The following is a 15646-nucleotide window of genomic DNA, read 5'->3' on the forward strand; positions in this document are numbered from 1 at the left end:
CCACATACTCAGTCTCGTAGGGTGGGCAAAGCGTAGCGTGCCCACGACTTCTGTCGGCGGCAAAGAGATCATGGGCACGCTACGCTTTGCCCACCCTACGAATTCACGTTCCCTTCGCCATCTTCTCCAGCCGCCGCTGCAGCGGCGCCCAATACGTTGCCGGCCGAAACCGCTGCAACAGGTCCATGAAGCGGGCGTCGTTGCCGATCAGGATGCGGGGCTCGTTCTTCTCGATACCCCTGATGATGCGCAGCGCGGCGTCCTTCGGCGTGGTCCTTGCCGCGGTCTCGAACCGCTCGATCGATTGCGCGCGGCGGGCATTGTCGGTGACACCGACCCCGGTGCGGGAGTTGCGCGCGATGGCGGTAGCGACGCCGCCGGGATGCACGACCGACAGCCTGACCGGGCTGCCCGCCACCGCAAGCTCGTGCCGCACGCTCTCGGAGAAGCCGCGCACAGCGAACTTGGCCGCCGCGTAAGCCGATTGCCCCGGCGGCGCGATGATGCCGAAGATCGAGGAAAGGTTGACGATGTGCGCCTCAGCCCTCGTCTTCAGATGCGGCAGGAAGGCGCGCGTGCCGTGCACCACGCCCCAGAAATTGATGTCGAACAGCCAGTCCATCTGCGCCTGGTCGATCTCCTCGAACGAGCCCATCAGCGCGACGCCGGCATTGTTGACGACGATGCCGAGCGCAGGATGGGTAGAGGTCGCCTCGTTCGCGAACTGCGCGATGTCGTCGGGCTCGCCGACGTCGACGCGGTGCACGCTGACCTTGCGTCCCGCGCCGATCTCGGCCGCGAGCGTCTTCAGCCCGGCCTCGTCGCGATCGGCCAGCGCAAGATCGCAGCCGCGCTGTGCAAGCTCGATCGCCAGCGCCCGGCCGATGCCGCTGGCGGCTCCCGTGATGGCGGCGGCGCCGCGAATCGTGGTCATGAACCCCCCGTCAAGTCCCTGCGCGTGGAACCATGATTTACATTTTTTCAGAATGGAACTGAACCGCAGGCGCCCTGGCTCCTTAACATACGTTACGCAAGCGATCATTGGGAGACGCTGATGGGACAGGCACAGCCATTTCGTGCAACTGCGCTGATCGTTGAAGACGACGTCATGCAGCGGGAGATGCTGAGCCTGCTGCTGGAGGAGAGCGGCTACCACGTCATCCAGTGCGAAAGCGCCGAGGCCGCCGAGCGCGTCCTCGACAAGAGCGCCGGCGCGCTCTGCCTGATGATGACCGACGTCCAGCTCGCGGGGCGCATGAACGGTGTCGAGCTCGCGCACGTCGCCAAGGACCGCAATCCCAAGCTCGACGTCGTCGTCACCTCCGGCCGCCCCCTGATGCAGCCCTTGCCCGACGGCGCAAAGTTCTGGGCCAAACCCTGGGCGCCGCTCGACGTGCTGCGCGAAGCCGAGCTCGCGCAGCTGGCTTGAAGCGAAGGTTTTGCTATCAAATCCGTCATCCTGAGGTGCGAGGCATCGGGCGCAAAGCGCCCGATGGGAAGCCTCGAAGGATGCACGGCCGCGATGCAGCCGGGCCGTCGCCCTTCGAGGCTGGCCCAAGCGGGCGAGCACCTCAGGTTGACAGTCAGAGACTGAAGGCCCGAGACCTGACTTCCCCGCCGCGAGGCGGGTTGATAAGGTCGGCCCCATGTCCTGGTCCTTCCTGCTCACCTCGCTCATCGTCGTCGCCTCGCCCGGCACCGGCGTGCTCTACACCCTGGCTGCGGCGCTGACGCGCGGCTCGCGTGCCAGTCTCGCGGCCGCCTTCGGCTGCACGCTCGGGATCGTGCCGCACATGATGGCGGCCATGCTCGGGCTCGCCGCCGTGCTCCACACCAGCGCGCTCGCCTTTGCCGCGCTGAAATGGGGCGGGGTGCTCTATCTGCTTTACATGTCCTGGCAGGCGCTACGCGAGCAAGGTGCGCTGGCGGTCGAGGGCGAGATCCGCGAGCGTTCGGTCGGCCGCGTCATCGTCACCGGCTTTCTGATCAACATCCTCAATCCAAAACTGTCGATCTTCTTCCTCGCCTTCTTGCCGCAATTCATCGCCGCGGACGAAGCCCATGTGCTGGCGCGCATGCTGGAATTGAGCGGCGCCTTCATGGCGATGACCCTTGCGGTGTTCGTGGTCTACGGCCTCTGCGCCGCCTCGGTGCGCGAGCACGTCATCTCCCGCCCGCGCATCATGGCCTGGCTGCGCCGCAGCTTCGCCGCCGGTTTCGCCGCGCTCGGCGCCAAGCTGGCCTTTGCGGAGAGGTAGTTTCTCCTTCACCTTTTGAAAGGTTCGTCATGCCCGGGCTTGTCCCGGGCATCCACGTTCTTGATGCGGCGTCCAGGAGGGGCAGCGTTCTCAACACCACCCAATAAAAAAGCGGGCCTCGCGCCCGCCACCTTCAAACTTACCCGACGCCCGGGCGGAGCAAGCTCCACCCGGGCAAAGAACAAGCCTCGTTACTTCTTCTTCGCCTTCTTGGCCTTCTTCGCCTTCTTCTTCGTCGCCTTCTTCGCTTTCTTAGCCATAGGATCCTCTTAAGGGTTAATGGTGGAACGCGACACGAGGGATGCTCGGCGGAGGGCCAGCCTCGCAACATCCTCGACGACAAACTCAGCAGATTCGCGCCTTCCTGCCCCGCGCTGTCACATCCGTGTCATCGCGTTATCCACAGCTCAGATGCATTTTCGGGTGATTTTGGTGCGCGAATCCGCATCGCGGCGTCGAAGCGGCGTCGCCGCCGACATCCCTAACGATCCGACAACGGAGCGGCGCCGTTCATGAATCCAAAACCAAAGGCGCGTTTTGCCGGAACGCGGTGAGACTCCATTAAGCGCGAAGGCCGCATTCTTCTCCGCAAGAAAACGGGGATGGGTCATGGACGGACGGCTGCCAGGGACGGGGGGCGCGACGCTGCGCATGCCGCGCGCGTCATGCTGAACGTACCGACGCTCTGGACCGTCTTCGTCGTCAACTTCCTGGCGCTCGGCGTGATCTGGGCCTACGTGACGCGCTCCTATCCGAAATTTGCCGCCGCGCGGTTCTGGATGGCATCGTCCTTTGTCGGTGCGATCGGGGCGATGACGGCGCTGGTGCGCCTGTTCGTGGCGTCTCCCCTTCCGCTTCTGCTCGGTGCGGCCGGTGTGATCGCCGCGAGCTGCCTCGCCGCGATGGGCATTCAGCGCTTCTATGGCCGGCCGGTCTCATGGCGCCTGATGACGGCGACGGGAGCCTTGAGCCTTGCCGGCGTCGTGGTCTTCATGGTCGGCTTCGAGCACATGCAGCTGCGCATGCTCAGCTACACGCTCGGTCAGGCCCTGCCGCTGATGCTGGCGCTGCGCCTGCTGCTGTCGCCGCCGGAAGGGCGCGTCAGCCCGGGCGCGCGGCTGTCAGGCATCGTCATCCTCACCATCATCGCGATCCTCATTGCCCGCACGATCGGCAATCTGCTCGGCCACGATCTGTCGGCGAAGGCCGGCGGCCAGACCCATGCCGTGATGGTGCTGGGGCTGCTGTTCCTGTCGATGACGCTCAATTTCGGCTTCCTGCTGATGGCGATGGACCGGCTGCGGGGCGAGGTCGCCGACCTCGCGCTGCTCGACGATCTCACCGGCGTCGCCAACCGGCGGCATCTGCTGCAGCGCCTGACCGAGGAATGCGCCCGCTCGGAGCGCAGCGGTGCGCCGTTCTCGCTGCTGGTGATCGATCTCGACGGCTTCAAGACCATCAACGACACCCACGGCCATGCCGCCGGCGATGCCTGCCTGCAGCACTTCACACTGATGGCGCAGACGCGGCTGCGGCCCGGCGACATGCTGGCCCGCACCGGTGGCGACGAGTTCTGCGTCGTGCTGCCGTCCTCGTCCTTGCGCGAGGCCGCCGCGATCGCCCGCCGCGTGCTCGAGGTCTGCCGTCAGGATGCCGAGGCCTGCACCGGCAGCGAGATCCCGATCGCGATCTCGATCGGAGTCGCGCAGTGGGATCGCGGCATCGGCGAATTCCCGGATCGCCTGATGGCCAATGCCGACCACGCCCTCTATGCCGCCAAGAAGAACGGCAAGAACGATTTTGCCGTCTACGATCCGTCGCCGCCGCTCTCGCCTGAGCCGATCGGCCGGGGCGAGACCGCGCGCCATTTCGCCTGAGGCCATGCTAGGTTGCGGTCACCGTTGGACCCGCATGATGATCGCTCGCCTGCTCGCGGCCGTTCTGGCCGCTTTCTTTCTGATCGCCCCCGCCGCTGCCGAAGATGCCGAGCTCGCAAAGCTCGCACGCGCCTCCGGCACGCCCGACATTCCCGGCCTGAAGCTGGTCTGGCTGGCGCCCTGGGGTGACGTCCGGAACGCAAGACCCTGGCGCAACATCATCGTGCACCAGACCGAAGGGCCGGCGGGCTCGGCGCGCGGCGGTGCGCAAGCGCAAGCGAAGACCCCGACGCGGCGCGGCGTCACCGTGTGGGTGGAAACCGACGGCACGGTCTATTGGGCGGTCGCGGAAAACCTGGTGCCGACCCATGGCGACGGCGCCAATCGCAACGACAACAAGTTCATCGACAACAGCGCGACCTATCGGCAAGTGGTGCGCGACAATTCGATCGGCGTCGAGTTCGCCGGCAATTATCCTGATGTGACGACCGGTCCGACCGACGCGCAGGTCGCGGCGTGGCGCGTGCTCGTTCAGGTCCTGCGCGCGCGCTACGACATCCCGCTCGACCGCGTCTATGCCCACAACTGGATCGACTACAAGGACGCGCGCTATTGCGAAGGCTGCTGGCTCGCCACGCTGGCGAGGATGTGGGGGGAGTAGGAGGTGCGCTCCCTCGCCCCGCTTGCGGGGACGGGGACGCTGAGAGTTGGACTCGCGGAGAGTCCCCCTCACCCGAATTTGCGCTTCGCGCAAATTCGACCTCTCCCCGCAAGCGGGGCGAGGTGAACGACCGGCGGCCCGGATTGGCTACACCGCCTGCGCCATCCAACCGAAGAACCGTCGCATCAATCCCGGCCGCTGCGGCAATTCCGGCGGATCATCGACCGCCAGCACGCGTTTGAAGAAGTAATCCAGAAACACCATGTCGTTCGGCTCGGTGACGGTGAATGTCTCCTCGCCGAAGAACACGCTGTAACTGAAGAAGAACGGCCCCATCAGCGGGATCGTCGCCGTGCCTGCATAGTCCTTGGAGATCACGAACTCCGACGGCTCGAGCCCATGCTCGCGCATCGCCTGCTCGACCAGCGGCAGCTTGCGCATGAACTGGGGAGAGAAGCCGCCGACGGTGGATTGCAGGATGATCGACACGGTGCGTGCCCGCTCTTGTGATGTGATCCGACCATCATGTGTCGGGCGACCCGTCATAGGCGTTCAAGTGCCCCCGCCAGCTTCGCGAAGCTGGCGCAGCTCACCCAACAAAAAAGCCGGCGTTGCCGCCGGCTTTTTCTCTTTCTCGATCCGCCAATCTCTTACCGCGGAAAAGCCCCGCTTAGTGCGCGGCTTCCAGCGCGGCCTGTTCGGCCCTTGCGATCGTGCCCTTGACCGCGGACTGCACCTTCTCGAAGGCGCGGACCTCGATCTGGCGGACGCGCTCGCGCGACACGCCGAACTCGGCAGCGAGGTCTTCCAGCGTCATCGGCTCATCGGCGAGGCGGCGAGCCTCGAAGATGCGGCGTTCGCGCGGGTTGAGCACGCCCATGGCGCCGTTCAGCGCGTCACGGCGTTCGTCGTACTCCTCGTGCTCGGCCAGCATGGCTTCCTGGTTGGGCGTATTGTCGACCAACCAGTCCTGCCACTCGCCGGCTTCGCCGTCGTCGCGGATCGGTGCGTTGAGCGACGCGTCGCCACCGAGGCGGCGGTTCATGTCGATCACGTCCTGATCGGTGACGCCGAGGCGCTTGGCAATGATCTTCACCTGGTCGGGACGCAGATCGCCCTCGTCCAGCGCGTTGATCTTGCTCTTCGCCTTGCGCAGGTTGAAGAACAGCTTCTTCTGGTTCGCGGTGGTGCCCATCTTCACGAGCGACCAGGAACGCAGAATGTACTCTTGAATCGACGCCTTGATCCACCACATCGCATAGGTGGCGAGACGGAACCCCTTCTCGGGTTCGAAACGTTTCACCGCCTGCATCAGGCCGACATTGCCTTCCGAGACGACCTCGGAGATCGGCAGGCCGTAGCCGCGATAGCCCATGGCGATCTTGGCCACGAGCCGGAGGTGGCTGGTGACGAGTTGGTGCGCCGCGTCGCGATCGTCATGCTCGCGCCAACGCTTGGCGAGCATGTATTCCTGCTGGGGTTCCAGCATCGGGAACTTGCGGATCTCGGCGAGGTAACGGGAAAGGCCGGATTCTCCATTGAGGACCGGCAAAGCAGCGGTACGGGCCATACTGAAGCCCTCCAAAGGTTCAGGCCCCCGATAGCGGCGGGCCAGGCAGACGACCGCTGTGTTAAAGCCGGCCGTAGCTGCGATGTTCCGTTGGTCATTTCCAACGCAGCCGCAATATACCCCATGGGGGGGCAAAAAGGGAAGGATTGCTGACGTCACGACCCCGTGTGGCAGCTATAATCTTTTGTAATGTAACGCTTTTCTTAAAGGGCCTGCGTCATACCGCCGCTTTCAGGGTGCTCTGGAGGAGAAGCAAATCCTCCGGCAAAGGCGCCTCCCAGTGGAGTAATTCTCCGGTCCTCGGGTGCTCCAATACCAGCAAATACGCATGCAGGGCCTGCCGCCCAAGCGCGGCCAGAGCGCCCTGCGACGAGGGCGCCAACTGGTTCGCCTTGGTCTTGAAATGCGGGCCATAGACGGCATCGCCCATCAGGGGATGGCCGATATGAGCGAGGTGGACGCGGATCTGGTGGGTGCGCCCGGTCTCGAGCTCGCAGGCGAGCAGCGTCGCGATCGGCTTGCCGTCGCGTCCGTTAAAACTCTCCAGAATCTCCCAATGCGTCACCGCCTCGCGGCCGCCCTGGCGCACCGCCATCTTCTCGCGTGCATGCGGATGGCGGTCGATCGGGGCGTCGACGGTGCCGCGATGGCGGCCTGGGACGCCCCAGGCAAAGGCCATGTAGCCGCGGCGCATCGCACCGGTGCGGCCGTGGTCGGCGAATTGCGCGGTCAGCGAGGCATGGGCGAGGTCGTTCTTGGCGACCACCATCAGCCCTGTGGTGTCCTTGTCGAGTCGGTGCACGATGCCGGGCCGGCGCACCCCGCCGATGCCCGACAGCGAAGAGCCGCAATGGGCGATCAGCGCGTTCACCAGCGTACCGGTCTCGTGGCCGGCCGCGGGGTGCACCACCAGCCCCTTCGGCTTGTTGAGGACGACGATGTCATCGTCCTCGAACACGATATCGAGGGCGATATCCTCCCCCTTCGGCTCCGGCGGGGCCGCCGCCGGCACGTCGATTATGATCGTATCGCCGGATGTGACGTGATAAGCGGGGTCGCGGACCGCGGAGGCCTTCAGGCTCACCGCGCCCGCCAGGATCAGGGCTTTCAGCCGCGATCGCGACAGGTCGGTGAGGTGTGCCGCCAGCACGCGGTCGAGCCGGGCCGACCCCTCGTTGCCGGCGACCACGACCTCCAACCTTTGCGCAGAGCCAAAATTTTCCATGACGACGACTGATACCGCTGTTCCCGAACCGAGCCCCGAGCAGGCCGCGCTGTTCGCGCGGGTGCGGCGGATGATGCTGATCGCGGGGTTGACCACGGCGCTGGCGATCTGCGCCGTGCTAATCGCGGTGGGCTACCGCCTTTTCAAGTCGGAGGGAAGGGCGGCCGAGGCGGCCAGTGACGTCACCGCCATCCTGCCGAAGGGCGCCAAAATCGTCTCGACCGGCCTCGCCGGCGACCGCCTCGTGGTCAGCCTGGATGTCGGCGGCGTCATCGAGATCCGCACCTTCGACGCCCACACGCTCAAGCCGGCCGGGCGGCTGAAATTCGCCAATGAGCCGTAAAAGGCTCCTCGGGGTCCTTGCGGCGGACAAATTTCGAGGCTATTGGCTAGCCCTCACGCTCCCTTCGTCTAGCGGTTAGGACGCGGCCCTCTCAAGGCTGAAACAGGGGTTCGATTCCCCTAGGGAGCGCCAAATCCGCGATATTCCTCGACTTTTTGCTGCGACCCTATCCGACGGCGGCCCCGTCCGGCCGCGCGATCTCGCTTGGTCATAGGTTGCGCGCCGCAGCGTCGACGCTGATGAAGCGATCGAGTGAGCCCGCCCCTGACATTCACTCCGGCGCAAAGTAAGCCACATCGCGCCGTCGCTTCTGTGCCGCGCGATGGTTGCATGACGAGCGCGTGGCTCGGGCTCCCCCTCAACGCCTGTTTGAGCGGCGATCGCGAGAGAGCCCTGGCCGCAAGCCCTGGCCGCAAGCCCTGGCCGCAAGCCCTGGCCGTAAGTCCTGGCCGCAAGTTCAGTGATGCGCCGAAATGCTCCTGACGGTCTCGGTGAGCATATCACCGGACGCGGAATGGCCGACGTCGCCCAGGCTGATGATGCCGACCATCCGCTTGCTCTTGTTGATCACCGGCAGCCTGCGGACCTGCAGCTTCTCCATATGATGCATCGCCTTAGCGAGGTCATCGTCCTCGCGGCAGCAATGGATGCCCTCGGTCATCACGTCGCGCGCCGTCGCGCGGCCGGCATCGAAGCCGTGGCTCGCGAGCCCTTTGCAGACGATATCGCGGTCGGTCACCATTCCGACCAGCTTGTCATCCTCGCCAATCGGAATGCAGCCGATGTCATGCGCCCGCATCAGTTTGGCAATCTCGTTGATTGGGGTGTTGGGGCTGACCCAGTCGACACCCTTGTGCATCACGTCTTTGACTTTCATGGCGAGCCTCCGTTCGTGGGTTTCAAGTGCGTTGATGCAATGCAACGGCACCCCCAATCTTCCGAACTCCGACCAGACAAGCGCAGACACTCTCGCCGCCACCCTGCGGAACAGTATGACGGCGACCTCACGGCCAGAGTTCCCGCCCAAGATCGCAACGGCAATCGGCGGTCTACAAAACCTCAGTCATGCGCGCTGAAGCGCCCGTGCGGTGCGTTGGCCGTCAGGCGCGCAAACTGCGCGTGACCCATATGGAGCAGCGTCTCATGATCGCCGGCTTCCATATAGATGTCTGGCTGTGCCTCGATGCTGTCCTCGACGATCATGTCCAATCCGTAGCATTTGCCGACGGCGGGAACCGCACCGTGTGCACAGTCGCTGAACAGCCGATTGACCTCGGTTTCATTGGCCATGTGGACATTGTCGCCGAGGCTTGTCCTCAGGTCCGACAGGCGGAGGTGATGCGATGCGGGCAGGATGGCCAGCATGTATCCGCCATCGCGCCGCAACACGATGCCCTTGGCGAGGCGGTCGCCCGAGATATGGCATGCCTCGGCCGTTCGAGCGGACGTCATGCTGAGTTCGTGCGGGATCACCTCGTACTGGATGTTCTCAGCGGCGAGGTATTTCTGGAGCGTGGGAGCAATGGCCATGGCATCACCTCCGATGCGGAATGCAAACCATCCACCGCGAGGTCGACCCTGCAGACTCTCGCCATACGATGGGCGGCTGCCTGACTAGAGACCCAACATAGGTCTTCCATCCGCAAGCTGCAATTCAGTGTTCGCGGTTTTCTTCTGCGCGGAGCGCCATCGGTCGAGACTGGCACTCAGGGGCAAGCTTCGCGCATGGCTCGGCACAGCCACTCCCTCACGCCGTCGTGCCGTCGATCGAGCGGCGGATCACTTTCTGCACCTCCGAATTCGACAGGAACAGATCGTGGTTGATGATGCCCCAGCCTTCCTGGGAGGCATCGACCACACGCACGCCGAGCCGCGCGATGACCGCTTTCTCGGCCGCGCCGACCCGCGTCATGCCACCTGCGAGCTGTCCCGACAGCGCGAGTGCGCGATCGTTCGTCGCGGCGATCACGGTGATCTTGCCGGCCAGCGGGCCGATGCGCTGGATCGCCGACGAGAACACGTCCATGTCGATATCAGGCGCGGCAAACACCACGGCGCCGATCTTGCTCGTGACCGTGTCGCCGTAACGCGCATGGAGCTGCCGCAGGCTTTCGAGCGTCAGCATGGTTCCCATGCTGTGGGCGACGATGTGCACGCGGCCGGCGCTTGGCGCCGACACCAGCGCAGAGAGTACGCGTTCGAAATCGTCGCGCGACCACATCGCGCTGTCGCGGTCATAGGCATAGTCGAACAGGCCGGCCTTGGAGGGCCAGGAGAACACCATGGTCCGGCCGCGGAACTTGATCCCGTCGGAGAGATGGGCGCCGTCCAGCACGGCCGTCTCGAACGTCTGCTTGAAGCCGTGCACATAGATCAGCACGTCTCCTGTCCCGGCCTGCGCAGCGAGATCGCCAGCGTCGGCCGGCACCGGTTCGACCCGATCAAGGCGCCAATCGCCAAGTCCAACCGAGGCGAGGGACAGACGGCTCTCGTCCGGCGCCGCAAGCTTGGCCCGTGCGACCGTCATGGCCGTCGCGCGTTCCGGCCCAAACCATGGTTTGGCACGGGCGCCGTTGACGGGCTTGCGCGTGGTGGTGACGAGTACTGTCGGGTCAGCGGAGAGGGACGACGCATCGAAGCGCGCGCCGGTCGCACCCAGGCCGGCGCATCCGCCGAGCGCGAGGGCACTCCCTGCCGACATAAGTCCGCCGAGGAAAGCGCGGCGCGAAACGGAGTGACGGGAATCGCGTTGCAGAGGACGTCGGACGATCACTGGGAACCTTTGGGAACTTTGCCCACCTCACGCCGCCCCGCCTAGCTCACTGAATGACAATGCAGGCGAGAAGACGGCGGAGCCGGTTCGCGGCGGGTTCAAGTCATGGCGCACTCTCAAACGGCCTCGTAGGACGTAATATTCTTGATCTGAGGTGCGAGCACGTCCTCTGCCGTTTCGAGGTCGAAGCGGGTCTGAATGTTCATCCAGAACGCGGCGCCTGTCTTGAAGAACTTTCCGAGCCGCAGCGCAGTGTCGGCCGTGACGGGTTTTTCTTCGCGCGCTCGATCCGAGTGCGTGGCACATTCAGGGCCGCCGCGACCGCGCAGGGCGTCACTTCAGCGGAACGAGAAATTCTTCCCGTAGGATTTCTCCCGGATGAATCGGCGGGAGTTTCCTTGCCATCTGCGTACTCCTTTGGTCGGCCACAGGCGGCCTACCGGAGACCACGGAGGTTACTCGCCGGCCGTTTGCTTCTCAAGCCGGGACCGCGCATTCGAGGCGTGCCACAGATCGATCGGCGCCCGTCAAGCGAAACAGGCCAAAGTTCTGTCAACCCCTCCACGCAAAAATATTCCACTTTACCGAAATTCGGATTTGTCGTATGTGTCGGCCATTCCAGCCCACCAAAGGGGCGGTCGTACGTCGTTTCGAGCGCGGGCTGGGAGTTGCGGTGGACGCGGGCGGCGTTAAGGCGGAGCTTGCGCGTGCAGGGCGAGAGAACCTCGTGAGCATGCGTGACCTGCGAAGACGAACGGCGCCCATGTCCGGCGGAGCCTCTTGGCGAAGCCGGATGGCCTGCGTACGGCAAAACCGTGTGGTCCTGGCCGTCGTTGCTACGGTCAAGCCTTTCGCGGAGATGCGAGCGAGCCCAACCGGGCAGACTGCATCATCCAATTCGCGGGGCGAGGGAGGCCAGAAGGAAAGTTCGGCTCCCGGGAGAGCGCGGCATATTGGCCGTCAGACCATCGCGCAAGGAAGGCCTGGTTTCGGCTGCCCTGTGTCTCCCCTGTGCATTGCGTGTGCAATCTGTTCAGCACGGGGGTCTTTACGGGTGCCAGCCGGCGCCCGGCCTTCCCTGCGCCCTTTCTTTCGAGAGGGTGAGGAGAGCAGCATCACTCGGGCAAAACATGCCGCGAGGACGCGGGCGCGCGTCCGCGGGTTGCCTGCGAAATGACCTTCCGTGCGAGCATGCTGCGTCGGCTTCAGTGGAGGTGGTCGTCGCTTCCGGAATCTGCCTTGATGCGATTTCGAGGTGGAGGGAGTGACGATATGAGCGGCTTGGTGATCTCTGGCGGCCGGGTGGTGGATCCCGCGAGTGGGATGGACGCCGTCGGCGACGTGGCGGTGGTGGATGGCAGGATCGCCGCGGTCGGCACGGGCCTTGGCGGCGCCGAGCGCGTGATCGACGCGACCGGGCTCGTGGTCGCCCCCGGCTTCATCGACCTGCACGCGCATGGCCAATCGATCCCGGCGGACCGCATGCAGGCGTTCGATGGGGTGACGACGACGCTCGATCTCGAGGCCGGCGTGCTGCCGGTCGGGTCCTGGTATGAGCGCCAGGCGAGAAAAGGCCGCGTGCTGAACTACGGCGCCGCCACCAACTGGGCGTTTGCGCGCATCGGCGCAATGACCGGCTCCAATGCGGAGAGCTCGCTGGAGGCGTTCGGCAACGCCATGCGCGACCGCCGCTGGATGGACAACGTGGCGAGTGATGCGGAGGTCGCCGGCATTCTCGAGCGTCTCGGGCGCGGTCTCGATGAAGGCGGCATCGGCGTCGGCATCCTCAATGCCTATGCGCCGGGCGCCGGCGTGCAGGAGCTGACCGCGGTCTGCCAGCTCGCCGCCGCCAAGGATGTGCCGACCTTCACCCACGTCGCCTTCATGTCGCGCATCGACCCCGAGAGCGCGGTGGAAGCCTATATCCGCCTGATCGGCTATGCCGGCGCCACCGGCGCGCACATGCACATCTGCCATTTCAACTCGTCGAGCAAGACCGACGTCGAGCGTTGCCGTGTGCTGATCGCGAAGGCGCAGGCGCAGGGCCTGCCAATCACGGTCGAAGCCTACCCTTACGGCACCGGCTCGACCGTGCTGGCCGCCGCCTTCTTCAGCGACCCCGAATTCGTCGAACGCAACGGCACCGGCTACGATTCGGTGCAGCGCGTGACCGACGGCTATCGCTTCCACGACCGCGAGGAGCTCCTGAAGGCGCAGGCCGAGGAGCCGTCCTCGCTGGTGCTCTGGCACATCCTCGACATCGAGAACAATTCGCATCACCGCGATCTGCTCGACATGTCGGTGCTGTATCCCGGCGGCGCGATCGCGTCCGATGCGATGCCGTGGACGACGTCGGACGGCAAGACCTACACCGGCGATGCCTGGCCGCTGCCTGACGATGCCACCTCGCATCCGCGCTCAGCCGGCTGCTTCACCCGCTTCATCCGCGAATGGGTGCGCGAGCGCAAGACCGTGTCGCTGCTGGAAGGCGTGCGCAAATGCGCGCTGATCCCGGCGGAAATCCTGTCGCAGAGCACGCCGGCGATGCGCGCCAAGGGCCGGCTGACGAAGGGCGCGGACGCCGACATCGTCGTGTTCGACTACGAAAAACTCTCGGACCGCGCGACCTTCACGGCGATGAACCGTCCGTCCGAAGGCGTGCGGCATCTCGTGGTCAGCGGCCAGGTGCTGATCAGCGATGGCGTGCTGGACCTCGCGGCGCGTCCGGGTCAGCCGGTGCGCCGGCCCGTGGTCGGGGGCTGACCCGTGCCGGTCCCCATTCTCCTGGTGACGGGCTTTCTGGGGGCGGGCAAGACCACGGTCGTGAACCATCTCCTGGCGCATGCGGAGGGACGGCGGATCGCCGCGATCGTCAACGATTTCGGCGCCATCAACATCGATGCGGAGCTGATCGCGGGCGCCAGCGACGGCGTGGTCAGCCTCGCCAATGGCTGCATCTGCTGCTCGCTCGAAGGCGATCTGCTGCGCACGCTCTCGACGCTGCTGCGGCGCGATCCGAAGCCCGAACACATCGTCATCGAGACCAGCGGCGTCGCCGATCCCACCGACATCGTCCGCAATCTGATGGACCCCGTGATCCTGCGCGAGGCGCCGCTGGAGACGGTGCTGTGCGTGATCGACGCCGCGACACCGCCGGCCGCACTGGACGACGCTCTCCAGCGCTCGCAATTGCGCGTCGCCGATATCGTGGCCTTGACCAAGCTGGATCTGGCGGACGAGGACGCGGGGGCGCGGATGCGTCAGGCCATCCGCGCCTTGCGCTTTCCCGCCGTGGTGGTCGATGCGCGACATGGCGAGATTCCGTCCGCACTCCTGTTCCCCGCGAACGTCGAGCGTGCGCCCGCGCCGCGTGACCCGGGTCCGAAACGACCGGCAGAAGAGCGCTTCGAGACGCTGAGCTGGACCTCGGACCGCCCGATCTCGCTGCCGCGCCTGCAGCAGGCCATCGGCCGTCTCGCGCCGAAGCTGGCGCGTGCGAAAGGCCTGTTCGAGACGGTCGAGCAGCCCGGCCGCCAGATGGTGTTTCAATTCGCCGCCGGCCGCGCCACGCTCGCCCCGGGCGATGCGCCCGCGCCGGGCATACCGCGGACGCGGATCGTGTTCATCGCCGAGCTCGGGGTGCTGTCGAAAGCCGAGCTCGACGGCATCATGGAAGCGTGCGTTGCAGGCGAGTAGGGCAATCCGCGCCGATCGCAGGGCGTATCAGGCGCCTCAATCCTCGATCGGCAGGGCACCGGCAGGTCCGCCCAGCTCACGCGAATTGCGCCAGCCCATGACCGACGGACCAGTTCTCCTTGGGGGCATCGAGCACGTTCACGAACACGTCCTCGGGCCGGATACCCGGGCTTTCGCCGAGAAGGTCCGCGATCCGGCGATACAGCGCCTTCTTCTGCTCAGGGGTTCGCGAGGCGAACACGGTGATCTGGATCAGCACCGCGTCGTCGCTGCGCTCGACGCCGTAGGCATTGCCGCAGCGGAAATTCGCCGGCTCATGCTCGGTGATGGCCATGAACGCGTCGTCCACGGGCACGTTCAGCGCCTCGCGCATGGCGCGGTAGAGGCCGTCGAGAATCGCCTGCCGGTAGGCTTGCGGCTTGCCGGCGCGCATCGAGATGTGGAGCAGAGGCATCGCGCGTCCCTTTGCATGCGGGCCCGACCAGCAGGGCGAATGCGTACGCCGCTGTTCGGCCCAGTGTTGAAATGGGCTATCAATTCCAATTGGTTTTTGACACGATGTCGAGAAAGCATGTTCTTGACGTCGTGTCAAATACTTCAAAAAGGAGCCCAGCTTGAGGCCGCGCGAATTCGACCATGACGATGTCTTGCGCATTGCGTTCGACCAGTTCTGGCGCAAGGGCGTGCGCGGCACCTCGCTGTCGGACATCGCGCGCGATGCCGGCGTCCAGCGCGGCAGCCTTTACAACGCCTTCGGCAGCAAGGAAGCGCTGTTCCTGCAGGCCTATGAACGCTATGCCGGGGATTATCTCCTCGCGCTGCAGAAGGCGCTCGGGACGGGCAGCCTGCGAAAGCGCCTCACCGCTTTCTTCGATCTGACCATCACCAATTTCCGCTCGGGCACGCCCCCGCGCGGATGTCCGACCACGCGCGGCCTGATGGAGCTCGGCGCCGCGGAAGGCGAGGGATTGGACGAAGAAGCGCGCCAGGTCTTTGCGGGCCTTATCTCGCGCATCACAGCACTGGTTCAGGACACGTTGTCGGCAGGCGCCGAGCGCGGCGAGTTCAACGGCAACGCCGGGGCCGCGGCGCTGCACATCATCACCGTGACGCGCGGCCTCGCCGTGCTCGAACGTGCCTTCGGCGACGAGCCGCAATTGCGCAAGATCGCCGCGCACACCATCGATCTCGTGCTCGGCAGGAAGGGCGGCTAGCGCATGATCCGGAAAAGTGTGAAGCGGTT

The 15646-nt window shown here is 65.3% G+C and carries 16 protein-coding genes and 1 tRNA gene; 9 read left to right on the top strand and 8 right to left on the bottom strand.

Features of this window, described 5'->3' with window-relative positions:
• Positions 1-103: 103 nt before the first annotated feature.
• Complete coding sequence (locus tag BM190_RS27370; protein WP_092260651.1) at positions 104-934, bottom strand: SDR family NAD(P)-dependent oxidoreductase; 831 nt, start codon at positions 932-934, stop codon at positions 104-106.
• Positions 935-1054: 120 nt separating this feature from the next.
• Between BM190_RS27370 and BM190_RS27375 the strand changes: the two genes are divergently transcribed.
• The 4 genes from BM190_RS27375 (at position 1055) to BM190_RS27390 (ending at position 4796) form a co-directional block, all read left to right on the top strand.
• Positions 1055-1429, top strand: coding sequence for a response regulator (locus BM190_RS27375; RefSeq protein ID WP_092260653.1), 375 nt, complete (start codon positions 1055-1057; stop codon positions 1427-1429).
• A 217-nt stretch (positions 1430-1646) separates the two neighbouring features.
• Positions 1647-2258, top strand: a complete 612-nt coding sequence (locus tag BM190_RS27380; RefSeq protein WP_028140463.1) for a LysE family translocator — start codon at positions 1647-1649, stop codon at positions 2256-2258.
• 665 nt (positions 2259-2923) lie between these two features.
• Entirely contained in the window at positions 2924-4135 is a 1212-nt protein-coding gene (locus BM190_RS27385) for a GGDEF domain-containing protein (RefSeq protein WP_177237308.1), read from the top strand.
• 34 nt (positions 4136-4169) lie between these two features.
• The gene (locus BM190_RS27390) at positions 4170-4796 is read left to right on the top strand and encodes a peptidoglycan recognition protein family protein (RefSeq protein WP_092260657.1); all 627 of its coding nucleotides are present in this window, start codon (positions 4170-4172) and stop codon (positions 4794-4796) included.
• A gap of 147 nt (positions 4797-4943) precedes the next feature.
• On the opposite strand, the gene BM190_RS27395 is transcribed toward BM190_RS27390, so the two are convergent.
• The 3 genes from BM190_RS27395 to BM190_RS27405 form a co-directional block, all read right to left on the bottom strand.
• Positions 4944-5285: a hypothetical protein gene (locus BM190_RS27395; protein ID WP_018318223.1), complete on the bottom strand. Its 342-nt coding sequence runs from the start codon at positions 5283-5285 to the stop codon at positions 4944-4946.
• 181 nt (positions 5286-5466) lie between these two features.
• Positions 5467-6366, bottom strand: a complete 900-nt coding sequence (gene rpoH, locus BM190_RS27400) for an RNA polymerase sigma factor RpoH (RefSeq protein ID WP_018318222.1) — start codon at positions 6364-6366, stop codon at positions 5467-5469.
• Between the two features lie 217 nt (positions 6367-6583).
• The gene (locus BM190_RS27405) at positions 6584-7591 is read right to left on the bottom strand and encodes an RluA family pseudouridine synthase (RefSeq protein ID WP_092260659.1); all 1008 of its coding nucleotides are present in this window, start codon (positions 7589-7591) and stop codon (positions 6584-6586) included.
• Here BM190_RS27405 and BM190_RS27410 point away from each other — a divergent pair.
• On the top strand, positions 7590-7934 hold the full coding sequence (locus BM190_RS27410) for a hypothetical protein (RefSeq protein WP_028140457.1): 345 nt from the start codon (positions 7590-7592) through the stop codon (positions 7932-7934). The two genes, BM190_RS27405 and BM190_RS27410, sit on opposite strands and share 2 nt — an antisense overlap.
• Positions 7935-7991: 57 nt before the next feature.
• Positions 7992-8066 (top strand) — tRNA-Glu (locus BM190_RS27415).
• Positions 8067-8391: 325 nt separating this feature from the next.
• Here BM190_RS27415 and BM190_RS27420 read toward each other — a convergent pair.
• From BM190_RS27420 to BM190_RS27430, 3 genes are all read right to left on the bottom strand, one after another.
• Positions 8392-8811: a CBS domain-containing protein gene (locus tag BM190_RS27420; protein ID WP_092260661.1), complete on the bottom strand. Its 420-nt coding sequence runs from the start codon at positions 8809-8811 to the stop codon at positions 8392-8394.
• 182 nt (positions 8812-8993) lie between these two features.
• A complete protein-coding gene (locus BM190_RS27425) occupies positions 8994-9464 on the bottom strand; it encodes an aminoacyl-tRNA deacylase (protein ID WP_092260663.1) in 471 nt (156 codons plus the stop codon).
• Between the two features lie 217 nt (positions 9465-9681).
• Positions 9682-10635 (bottom strand): alpha/beta hydrolase, encoded by a 954-nt coding sequence (locus BM190_RS27430; protein ID WP_177237309.1) that lies wholly within the window; start codon positions 10633-10635, stop codon positions 9682-9684.
• Positions 10636-11979: 1344 nt separating this feature from the next.
• Between BM190_RS27430 and BM190_RS27440 the strand changes: the two genes are divergently transcribed.
• Together BM190_RS27440 and BM190_RS27445 are read left to right on the top strand one after the other, a co-directional pair.
• Entirely contained in the window at positions 11980-13470 is a 1491-nt protein-coding gene (locus BM190_RS27440; RefSeq protein WP_092260667.1) for an amidohydrolase family protein, read from the top strand.
• A gap of 3 nt (positions 13471-13473) precedes the next feature.
• Positions 13474-14403: a CobW family GTP-binding protein gene (locus BM190_RS27445; RefSeq protein ID WP_092260669.1), complete on the top strand. Its 930-nt coding sequence runs from the start codon at positions 13474-13476 to the stop codon at positions 14401-14403.
• Positions 14404-14479: 76 nt separating this feature from the next.
• On the opposite strand, the gene BM190_RS27450 is transcribed toward BM190_RS27445, so the two are convergent.
• Complete coding sequence (locus BM190_RS27450; protein WP_092260671.1) at positions 14480-14857, bottom strand: tautomerase family protein; 378 nt, start codon at positions 14855-14857, stop codon at positions 14480-14482.
• Between the two features lie 160 nt (positions 14858-15017).
• Between BM190_RS27450 and BM190_RS27455 the strand changes: the two genes are divergently transcribed.
• Complete coding sequence (locus BM190_RS27455) at positions 15018-15617, top strand: TetR/AcrR family transcriptional regulator (protein WP_092260673.1); 600 nt, start codon at positions 15018-15020, stop codon at positions 15615-15617.
• The last annotated feature ends 29 nt before the right edge of the window (positions 15618-15646 follow it).

It is taken from the genome of Bradyrhizobium sp. Rc3b (assembly GCF_900114915.1).
Classification (GTDB): Bacteria; Pseudomonadota; Alphaproteobacteria; order Rhizobiales; family Xanthobacteraceae; genus Bradyrhizobium.

What these genes read in the sequence shown, in the direction of transcription:
- BM190_RS27370 (WP_092260651.1), bottom strand. Translation starts at nt 934, where the DNA reads ATGACCACGATTCGCGGCGCCGCCGCCATCACGGGAGCCGCCAGCGGC.
- BM190_RS27375 (WP_092260653.1), top strand. Translation starts at nt 1,055, where the DNA reads ATGGGACAGGCACAGCCATTTCGTGCAACTGCGCTGATCGTTGAAGAC.
- BM190_RS27380 (WP_028140463.1), top strand. Translation starts at nt 1,647, where the DNA reads ATGTCCTGGTCCTTCCTGCTCACCTCGCTCATCGTCGTCGCCTCGCCC.
- BM190_RS27385 (WP_177237308.1), top strand. Translation starts at nt 2,924, where the DNA reads ATGCTGAACGTACCGACGCTCTGGACCGTCTTCGTCGTCAACTTCCTG.
- BM190_RS27390 (WP_092260657.1), top strand. Translation starts at nt 4,170, where the DNA reads ATGATGATCGCTCGCCTGCTCGCGGCCGTTCTGGCCGCTTTCTTTCTG.
- rpoH (WP_018318222.1), bottom strand. Translation starts at nt 6,366, where the DNA reads ATGGCCCGTACCGCTGCTTTGCCGGTCCTCAATGGAGAATCCGGCCTT.
- BM190_RS27410 (WP_028140457.1), top strand. Translation starts at nt 7,590, where the DNA reads ATGACGACGACTGATACCGCTGTTCCCGAACCGAGCCCCGAGCAGGCC.
- BM190_RS27405 (WP_092260659.1), bottom strand. Translation starts at nt 7,591, where the DNA reads ATGGAAAATTTTGGCTCTGCGCAAAGGTTGGAGGTCGTGGTCGCCGGC.
- BM190_RS27420 (WP_092260661.1), bottom strand. Translation starts at nt 8,811, where the DNA reads ATGAAAGTCAAAGACGTGATGCACAAGGGTGTCGACTGGGTCAGCCCC.
- BM190_RS27425 (WP_092260663.1), bottom strand. Translation starts at nt 9,464, where the DNA reads ATGGCCATTGCTCCCACGCTCCAGAAATACCTCGCCGCTGAGAACATC.
- BM190_RS27430 (WP_177237309.1), bottom strand. Translation starts at nt 10,635, where the DNA reads ATGTCGGCAGGGAGTGCCCTCGCGCTCGGCGGATGCGCCGGCCTGGGT.
- BM190_RS27440 (WP_092260667.1), top strand. Translation starts at nt 11,980, where the DNA reads ATGAGCGGCTTGGTGATCTCTGGCGGCCGGGTGGTGGATCCCGCGAGT.
- BM190_RS27450 (WP_092260671.1), bottom strand. Translation starts at nt 14,857, where the DNA reads ATGCCTCTGCTCCACATCTCGATGCGCGCCGGCAAGCCGCAAGCCTAC.